Genomic DNA, 9583 nt, shown 5'->3' with positions numbered 1-9583 from the left:
TGACGTCTGTTTTTGCTAATACCGTGGAACCAAATATGGATATGAACACCAGCAACACGGCATATAGCAAATGCCTTGTTTTTTGAGGGAGCATAGGTTAAGTCTTGTTAGCAGAATATGTCAGATTTGGGACCTTAATATTCTAAGTTGTAATTGTCTATACTTATAAAAATTCTGTTTATCTTACAGCAAATGATTCTCTAAAAATGACCGTTCGTCCAATAAATCTATTATTTCAACGTAAAATTATGGAAAAAAGTACCTTATTTCCTTATTTTTTCGTTGTACTGCTCAATACATCCTGCGCACAAAATTCCGACTCTAAGATAAATCTTACGAATAATGACGGTTTTACGTCGGAAATTGTAGTGGATGGAATTCAAAATCCATGGGGCATGGTCTTCTTGCCCAATAAGGATATCCTCATATCCGAAAAATCGGGTAAACTGATCCTCTACCAATCCGGAAAAACCATTGAAGTGGACAATGCTCCCGAAGTCTATAACCGTGGACAGGGAGGATTGATGGACATTGAACTCCATCCCAATTACAAAAAAAATGGTTGGATCTACTTTTCCTATGCCTCAAGCGAGGGTGATGACAAAGGCGGAAACACCGCGATCATGCGGGCGAAACTTTCCAACAACAAGCTTGTTCAGAAACAATTGCTCTACAAAGCGATCCCCAATACCACCAAAGGCCAGCACTTTGGGTCACGTTTGGAATTTGACCGGGATGGCTTCCTCTTTTTCTCCATCGGTGAACGCGGAGATCGGGATGTGAACCCGCAGGACATCACCAGGGACGGCGGCAAGATCTATCGCCTTCATGATGATGGAAAGGTTCCAAAGGACAATCCGTTCGTTGGCCAAGACGGAGCCAAGACGGCCATATACAGCTATGGACATCGAAACCCACAAGGATTGGCGCTACACCCGGAAACCGGACAGTTGTGGGAACATGAACACGGTCCAAGGGGTGGTGACGAAATCAATATCATCCAAAAAGGAAAAAACTATGGCTGGCCAGTGATTACCTATGGCATCAACTACAGCGGAACAAAAATTACCGATGAAACCTCACGGCCTGGCATGGAACAACCCCTTTACCAATGGACGCCCTCCATCGCGCCTTCTGGATTGGCTTTTGTCACTTCCGACAAATATCCCGATTGGAAAAACAGTCTTTTGGTGGGATCTTTATCGTTCCAATATTTGGAACGATTGGAAATCAAGGACAATAAAGTAGTGTACCGGGAAAAATTATTGGACGGCATGGGAAGGGTCCGCAATGTACGGCAGGGCCCGGACGGCTACATTTATGTTGGCATAGAGGGCAAGGGAGTTTTCCGATTGGTCCCCAAATAACCTTATCTCAAGGCATCAATGGCCCTTTTGACCGAACCATATTCTTTCAATGCTTTTTCCGCATCTTCATAGTTGAGTCCCAACTCTTCCATAATATAGCGAGTGCCCCTGTCCACCAATTTGGTGTTGCTGAGCTGCATGTTCACCATTTTATTGCCCTTCACACGGCCTACGCGTATCATCAGTGCTGTGGAAATCATATTGAGCACCAACTTTTGGCTGGTGCCACTTTTCATCCGGGTACTTCCCGTCAAAAACTCGGGTCCTACATTGACTTCTATCGGAATATCCGTATCCGTTGCCAAAGGTGAACCCGGGTTATTGGTAATGCCCACGGTCAGTATGCCATGCTTTTTGGCATCTGCAATACCGCCCAGCACATAAGGAGTGGTCCCGGAAGCCGCTATACCGATCAGAACATCATTGTTGGTAATGCCATATTCCTGAAGGTCTTTCCAAGCCTGCTCCGTATCATCTTCTGCAAATTCAACGGCCTTTCGGATGGCCTTGTCGCCTCCAGCAATGAGACCGATCACCCTGTCGTAGGGCAGACCAAAGGTGGGCGGTATCTCGGAAGCATCAAGGATTCCCAATCGTCCGCTGGTACCGGCACCAATATAGAAGAGCCTACCCCCTTTTTCAAACCGCTTTGAAGTTTCATCCACGACACGCGCCACTTGGGGTAGGACCCGTTCCACGGCATCGGCCACTTTCTTGTCCTCATTATTGATATTGGCCACAATGTCCAATGTATCCATTTCGTCCAATCGGTCGTACAAAGACGGTTCTTCGGTTATCTTTATGTGCTTTTCTACCACTATTATAATAATTGTATGTTCATATTTTTAAAAGCATCCAGTTTTATGTCCCAAGGGTCCAATTCAGTGATCAGCACGTCAATTTCTTCCACCCCACATATCCTGTATCGCTGTAATGATCCAATCTTTTCGGATATACAAGGGGATACGACCCTTCTTGAACTTTGGATCATGGCCTTTTTCACCTGGACAATCTCCCAATCAAATTCCATTAGACCTTCCGTAGGGTGAATGGAATTGGTCCCCAAAAAACAGATATCCACCTTGATTTCCGAAAGCATGTTGATGGCACTGCCCCCAATGGCTATTTGGGAATCCTGGGACAACCTTCCCCCGATGAAAATTACCTCTACATTGCTTTTTCCCAACAATTGCACCGCTATAGGAAGGCTTGGGGTAAAGCAGGTCAGTTTTATTTTTGAAGGCAACCGTCTTGCCAATTCCAGATTGGTGGTCCCCCCACTCAGTAAAATGACCTGTCCTTCTTTGATCAATCCCAACGCCTTTTCAGCTATCAGTGATTTTTTCTCTAGGGAATAAATTTTCTTTCCAGTAGGGCTATAATTATTAAAACCTAAGGAAATGGCCCCTCCATGCACTTTCTTCAATTGTTTGGCATTGTGCAGCTCTTTGATGTCCCTACGTATGGTATCCACAGAAACATTGAGCAGATTGGCTATATCCGTCAACAGTACCCTGTTGTGGATCCCAACCTCATTGAGGATAAACTGATGTCTTTCTTCCTTCAACATAGTATTGGGGTAAAGTTAAATAAAACCAAAAAAGAATACCAATACCAGCAAAATACTGCAAAAATATGCAGATTTTATAAATATATTTTCAATAATTGCAAATCCTTGCAAATAAATGCATTATTATGCTGCTTTTAATATATATTTGAAATATTCTTTCTGTCTTTTGCAAGAATATGATATTTGGATGCTTTTGATGCCGGCAGAAAGAAACAAAACTTGAAATGGTCTTACGATTACCTTGGGGCAAGGGCATGAAGAAGAGATTTAGGATGCCATATGCAGAAACCTTTCCCAAAAAAGACCATACCATATCCCGCAAGGTTATGGACAACAGGGCTCCGATGCCCTTATCGATTGAAAAACCGCAAATAGATATAAAATCCCAAATTGACTGAAAATCAAGGTCATGAAAAGGATTTTATACTATCAATTATGTAACTCAATTAAACTACTCATTTATGCAAAAACTTCATGACTTTTTAGGAAAAATGAGGTTCCGATTGGTTTTTATTGCACTTATGGCGTCTTCGCTATCAGCGTTTGCCCAAAGTCAATACACCTTGACGGGAACCGTAACAGAAAGCGGGTCCGGACTACCATTGACCGGTGCTTCTGTATTCATCGAGAACACATCATTCGGGACGGTTACCGATTTTGATGGAAATTACAGCTTCACGGCAACACTGGAACAAGGAACCCACACCTTGTCGCTCAGTTCACTGGGCTTTACCCCTCAAAAAATCACCTTTACCGCCGGGGGGAATTCCACAATCACCAACAATGCCTCACTTTCAGAGGATTTGACCAGCCTTGACGAAGTGGTGGTCACCGCATTGGGAATCGAGGCCAACAAAAAATCCTTAACAAGCTCCATACAAAATATAAAGAGTGAGCAATTATTAGAAGGAAACCAAGCCAACATGGTCAATGGGCTGCAAGGCAAGGTTTCTGGGGTCAATATTGTTTCCTCAGGAGGCGCACCGGGAACTTCTTCTATTATATTAATAAGAGGTGGGACTTCACTTACTAGAAGCAACCAACCCCTGTTCGTAGTGGACGGTATCCCTATCGACAACTCCACCAATTCCTCGTTGGATGTGGCCAGCATCAATAGGGCTTCGGACATCAACCCAGCGGATGTGGAGAGCATTTCCATTTTGAAAGGACCTGCCGCAGCTGCTCTTTATGGAACTCAGGCCTCAAATGGAGCCGTTATCATTACCACCAAAAAAGGGAAGGCAGGGGTCAGCACAATCAGTTATTCCGGTTCTTTGTCTGTGGATAAAATATTGGGGACTCCAGATGTTCAAAGTACTTATGGGCAGGGAATGGAAATTGTGAACCAATCGGGTACTGAATATGATCCTGAGTCTTCTTTTTCCTGGGGTGCACCACTAGCTGCAGGAACTCCCATCTATTACAACATGGAGGATTTTTACAAGACAGCCATTACCCAGAACCATAATGTGAGCTATTCCAGTGGGACGGAAAAAAGCAACTTGTATTTTTCCATAGGAGACATCTCCCAAGATGGGATCATTCCGAGTACCAGCTATGACAAGACCTCTTTTAAGATCAATGCCAACTCCAAGTTTGGTGATAATTTTACCATTGGAATTTCAGGAAATTATATCAATACAAAAGTTGCAAGTACCCGTCAAGGGAATTCTACTGGAGGGAGTCTCAACAGCCTTTTGGCTTATCCTATCAATGTCAATGCAAAGGATTATCTGGATGAAAACGGAGCCCAAGAACCTTTTTATTTGGACCAACAGTTTGACAATGCATATTGGAGTATAGCCAATAGCCCCAACAGCAACGATATCAAAAGGTTCATTGGAGTGCTCAATCTGAGCTATAACTTCTTAAACGATTTCAATCTGACCTATAAGGTAGGCACCGATGACTATCATGAGTTCGATAAAAAGATAACCGGAACAGGTTCCTTGGTTGAAAACAGGGCCGATGGTTATATCAGTCAGTTCGAAAAAGAAAGTAGTCGTCTTACTTCCAATTTGTTCTTAAATTATAACAAGCAGATCACCGATGATTTTTCCGTGGAGGCCATGGTCGGAAATTCTGTAGAAGAGTGGAACATAAGAAGAACAACGGTTACTGGCGATGGTTTTCAGGCTCCTGGAATATACAGCATTGCCAATGTGGATATAGAAAATCAAATTATTTTAGAGACTATTCAAAGAAAAAGAATCGTGGGTGTTTTTGGTGACGTTAAATTGGGGTGGAAAAATGCCTTGTTCTTGACCGCGACCGGACGGAATGACTGGACATCCACCTTGCCTCGTGACAAACGTTCCTATTTTTATCCATCGTTGGGCACAACAGCCATATTGACCGATCTATTCGATTTCTCCAGCGATAAATTGAATTATTTGAAATTAAGAGCAAATTGGGCGCGAGTAGGAAAAGACGCCCCCATAGGGTCTTTGGAGAGTTCGTTAGGAAAAAATCTGAATGGAGCTGCCAGTTCGGGCTATGCCTGGAATGGTGTAGTTGTTGGCAATCCAGATTTAGAACCTGAATTCACCAACAGCTATGAAATTGGCGCGGATATGCGTTTTCTTCAAAACAAAATCTCGTTGGAGGTCACTTATTACAACAGTAAATCGGACAATCAAATTTTAACGGATATCCGGGTCCCCCCCACCACAGGCACTTTTTATGCCACCCTTAATGGAGGTTTCATAGAAAACAAAGGTGTGGAAGCATTGCTTTCAGCAAATATTTTCAACAATCCCCAAGGCTTTTCCTGGGACGCCACCTTCAACTTCGGCACCAATAAAAGCAAAGTAAAAGATCTTCCTGGATCCTTGACAGAAATATATTTGTCGGATTCATGGACCTTTAGAAACTCGGCTGCCGGCGCAGCTATCTTGGATGGCTCACTTTTCGGCCTTAGGGGAAAACGACCTCAAAGGAACGAAAATGGGGAAGTACTGGTCCAATCCAATGGATTGCCCGTCTTGGAAGATGCAATTCATGACGACGTAAACAGGTTGCCAGATTGGACTTTGGGCATCACCAACAGCTTCAAGTACAAAAATCTGAGCCTTTCCTTTTTGTTTGACATAGCCATGGGCCAGGACATTTACAACGCTACCTCTTCTGCTTTGGCGTATTATGGGCAAAGCCCCATCACCCTTAACAGAGGGGAAACCACCATTATCCCGGGTGTGGATGTGAACGGCGTTGCCAACCAAACGCCCGTGGTGATGAACCAGAGCTACTATCAGAACTACTATTCCCTTAATTCGGAAAACTTTATTGAGGATGGTTCTTTTGCACGTTTGAGGTATGTGACCCTAAGCTACAAGTTCCCAAAAACAATTTTGGACAAACTATCCCTATCCGCTCTTGAGCTCTATGCCACTGGACGAAACCTGCTCACCATCACGGATTACAGCGGAGTTGACCCAGATGTAAATACGTTTGGAGCAGGGATCTCAGGTGCTGGCTCCACGTACATTGATAACTTGGGCACGCCGAACACCCAAGGATTTGATTTAGGATTGAAATTTACTTTTTAAAACCAAAAGGACTATGAAAATTATCAAACACATATATATATCACTGTTACTTGTTGGAGTGGCATCCTGCTCGGATGACTATTTTGATGTGAACAGTTCAGAAACAGCACCGACCACAGCATCGCTGGAACCCCAATATAGGATTCAAGGTGCCATAGAGAACACTACGGGCACCGCCCAGTACAGAGGAATGAGGGAAGTTTTGGGAGTGGTCCAGTACGGATCCCAGAACGTGGCCAACTACTATTCGGAGACCTGGAGCAATGAATTTACCACAGGCCGATATTTCCTGTGGCAAAATGCCTATGTGTATGCCCTGCCAAATACCGCCGACCTCATCGTTTTGGGAAATCGATACAACTCTCCCAACTATGTTGCGGTAGGTAAAATATTGAGAGCCTACAATTTTGGAATGACCACCGACCAATATGGCGACATCGTGACAGATCAGACCTACGACGGCGAGTCCTCCATGAACCTTACTCCCGAGTTTGTAACGCAAAGGGAAGTGTACGCGACCATATTTCAATTGTTGGACGAGGCCATAGACGAATTGCAACAGCCCAGTGCCATAGGGCTGGACCAAGAAGGCGGCGACGTGCTCTATCAGGGTGACCAAGATCAGTGGATAAAATTTGCCAAAGCCATCAAAGCCAGGTATTTGAACCATTTGAGCAAGAAAACCTCTGGGGACATGGCCTATGATGCACAACAGATCATTACCCTTTGCCAAGAATCATTCACTTCCAATGCAGACAACGCACAGGTGACCTTTGGTGGTGGTGAAGCGGAAAATGACAACCAGCCCTTTAGCTCCACAGGGTATGGCTCCTCCCGTTTTGACTATTTCTCCGATTTCTTTGTGGAAATGCTAAAAAACCCCTTGAACCTGGAAACCCCTTATGAAGACCCCAGACTTGGCATTATCGTTCCCGAAGCAGTCAATGGCGGTTATCATGGCGTAGTGACCGGTCGAGGGTTGGACGGCTTGCCTTCCGATGATTTCTCATTGGGTAATGGCGGTTTCTATACCAGCGCAACATCTCCAACCTATATGATGAACTATAGCGAGGTCAAATTTATTGAGGCAGAAGCACAATTCAGGAGTGGAAACCCAGGTGAAGCCTATACCGCCTTTAGAATGGGCGTTCAGGCCGACTTGGAAAAATTGGGAGTCCCCAATACCCAGGCAACCGCTTACCTAAATGAGTTGGACACCCAAGTGGGCAGTGACAACATAAGTTTGTCACACATCATGGTCCAAAAATACATCGCCAACATGCTCAACCCAGAAACCTGGGTGGATATGCGCAGGATGGATTACAGCGCTGATATTTATCCTGGCCTGCAAAGACCGGACAATGTCAACCTGGACATCTTCCCAGGAGCAAATGACTGGATACAGGCAATGATGTACGAATACAATGAAGAGGACAGGAATTATGTGAATATGCCTGACAATAACCCTTACATCAGACTCACAACACCTGTTTGGTGGAATACCGAAGAATAAAGGAATTTCATTTGAGTTGTTAGTTGTTTAATTCAATTTTAGCAAAAAGGCCTACATTTAGTGCATACGTAGGCCTTTTTTATTTATTTCGGTTCATGAAAAGATTTCTCTACCTGATTCCTTTTACATTTTTGATTTCCTGTGCAGTTTCCAAAGCACCCAAGGAAGAATTCAGGGGGGTATGGATAGCCACAGTGGCCAACATCGATTGGCCCAAGCACCCTTCCGATGATGCCGAAAAGAAAAAGAAGGACTTTATCGCCATCCTGGACTTTTACGAAAAGTTGAACTTCAATGCGGCCATTGTGCAGGTGAGGACCGCCGGCGATGCCCTCTACCCCACCCAGCTCGCCCCATGGTCCAAATACCTATCAGGCCAACAGGGAAACGCACCCGACGGTTTTGAAGAACCACTCCGATGGATGATCAGGGAAACCCATAAAAGGGGAATGGAGTTCCACGCATGGCTCAACCCCTACCGTGCCACGTTCGACCTGGACACCTTGGCCCTTTCCAAATCCCATGACTTTTACCAACATCCCGACTGGATGCTCAAATACGGCAAAAAATACTACTATGATCCCGGCCTCCCCGAAGTGCGGGACAAATTCAACCAGATCATTGAAGAATTGGTCACCACCTACGAACTGGATGCCATCCATTTTGATGATTATTTCTATCCCTATAAAATTGAAGGAGAGACATTTGGGGACGCTGCAACTTTCTCCAAATACGGATTGCCCGGACAATCCCTGGAAGATTGGCGACGAAGCAATGTGGATTCCCTTGTGAGAAACGTACACGCCACCATCAAAAAGAACAAACCTTGGGTACAGTTCGGCATCAGCCCGTTTGGGGTCTGGAAAAACAAAAGCACCGACCCAAAAGGCTCCGACACCCAAGCCGGACAGACCACCTATGAGGATTTGTATGCAGACCCTGTGCTCTGGGTGCAGGAAGGTTGGCTGGACTATTTGGCCCCACAGGTCTATTGGAGCATGGATTATCCCGTGGCCTCGCACAAAAAAATCACTTCTTGGTGGGCCGATGCCACGCCCAATACCAACCTGTACATCGGCAATGGCACCTATAAGATCAAAAACAACGCCGACAAGGCTTGGGATAAGAAAAATGAGATTCCGAAGCAGTTGAACCACGTCCGTGATTTGGAAAATATCGATGGTAATATTTTTTTCAGTGCCAAATCATTGATGGACCAGCATGAAAAGGTCAACCAAAAACTGGAAAAGAAATTTTATGGCCTGCCCGCAGCAAATCCTGGACCCATCAACCAAGTGACAAGGGCCGTACAGTTGCCAGCCATCATTTCTTCGGAAACAACCGATCAAACCGTGCAAATTTGTGTCAATCATGCTGACAATGTCCCTCGTTTTCTGAACCTTTACCTTGTAAAAAATGGAAAACCACAGCTGCTTGGAAAAGAATATCTTTCAGAAAGTGATGTGGAAGGATGCTCTGCATTCAACTTGACGCCAAAACAGCTCCGAGGTGAACTCGAGATAAATATCAGTGATGCCTTTGGCAACCAAAGTGCCATGCAACCCTTGAACATCAAATAGACCGA

The 9583-nt window shown here is 44.7% G+C and carries 6 protein-coding genes; 4 read left to right on the top strand and 2 right to left on the bottom strand.

Annotated features, from left to right (window positions below; genetic code table 11):
* The first annotated feature begins 248 nt into the window (after positions 1-248).
* Positions 249-1367, top strand: coding sequence for a PQQ-dependent sugar dehydrogenase (locus FOT42_RS12755; protein WP_151890956.1), 1119 nt, complete (start codon positions 249-251; stop codon positions 1365-1367).
* 2 nt (positions 1368-1369) lie between these two features.
* Here FOT42_RS12755 and murQ read toward each other — a convergent pair whose 3' ends face one another.
* Positions 1370-2185 carry an N-acetylmuramic acid 6-phosphate etherase gene (gene murQ, locus FOT42_RS12750; protein ID WP_151890955.1) on the bottom strand — a complete coding sequence of 272 codons (816 nt, stop codon included), beginning with the start codon at positions 2183-2185 and terminating at the stop codon, positions 1370-1372.
* Between the two features lie 2 nt (positions 2186-2187).
* On the bottom strand, positions 2188-2937 hold the full coding sequence (locus FOT42_RS12745; RefSeq protein WP_151890954.1) for a DeoR/GlpR family DNA-binding transcription regulator: 750 nt from the start codon (positions 2935-2937) through the stop codon (positions 2188-2190).
* 461 nt (positions 2938-3398) lie between these two features.
* On the opposite strand from FOT42_RS12745, the gene FOT42_RS12740 reads away from it, so the two are divergent.
* From FOT42_RS12740 to FOT42_RS12730, 3 genes are all read left to right on the top strand, one after another.
* Positions 3399-6485: a SusC/RagA family TonB-linked outer membrane protein gene (locus FOT42_RS12740; RefSeq protein WP_226789888.1), complete on the top strand. Its 3087-nt coding sequence runs from the start codon at positions 3399-3401 to the stop codon at positions 6483-6485.
* A 13-nt stretch (positions 6486-6498) separates the two neighbouring features.
* A complete protein-coding gene (locus tag FOT42_RS12735) occupies positions 6499-7998 on the top strand; it encodes a SusD/RagB family nutrient-binding outer membrane lipoprotein (RefSeq protein WP_151890953.1) in 1500 nt (499 codons plus the stop codon).
* A 95-nt stretch (positions 7999-8093) separates the two neighbouring features.
* Complete coding sequence (locus tag FOT42_RS12730; protein ID WP_151890952.1) at positions 8094-9578, top strand: glycoside hydrolase family 10-like protein; 1485 nt, start codon at positions 8094-8096, stop codon at positions 9576-9578.
* The last annotated feature ends 5 nt before the right edge of the window (positions 9579-9583 follow it).

Origin of the sequence: Flagellimonas hadalis, assembly GCF_007785775.2 — a bacterium.
In the GTDB taxonomy this organism is placed as follows: Bacteria; Bacteroidota; Bacteroidia; order Flavobacteriales; family Flavobacteriaceae; genus Flagellimonas; species Flagellimonas hadalis.
This window is presented reverse-complemented; position numbering and strand designations above follow the sequence as displayed.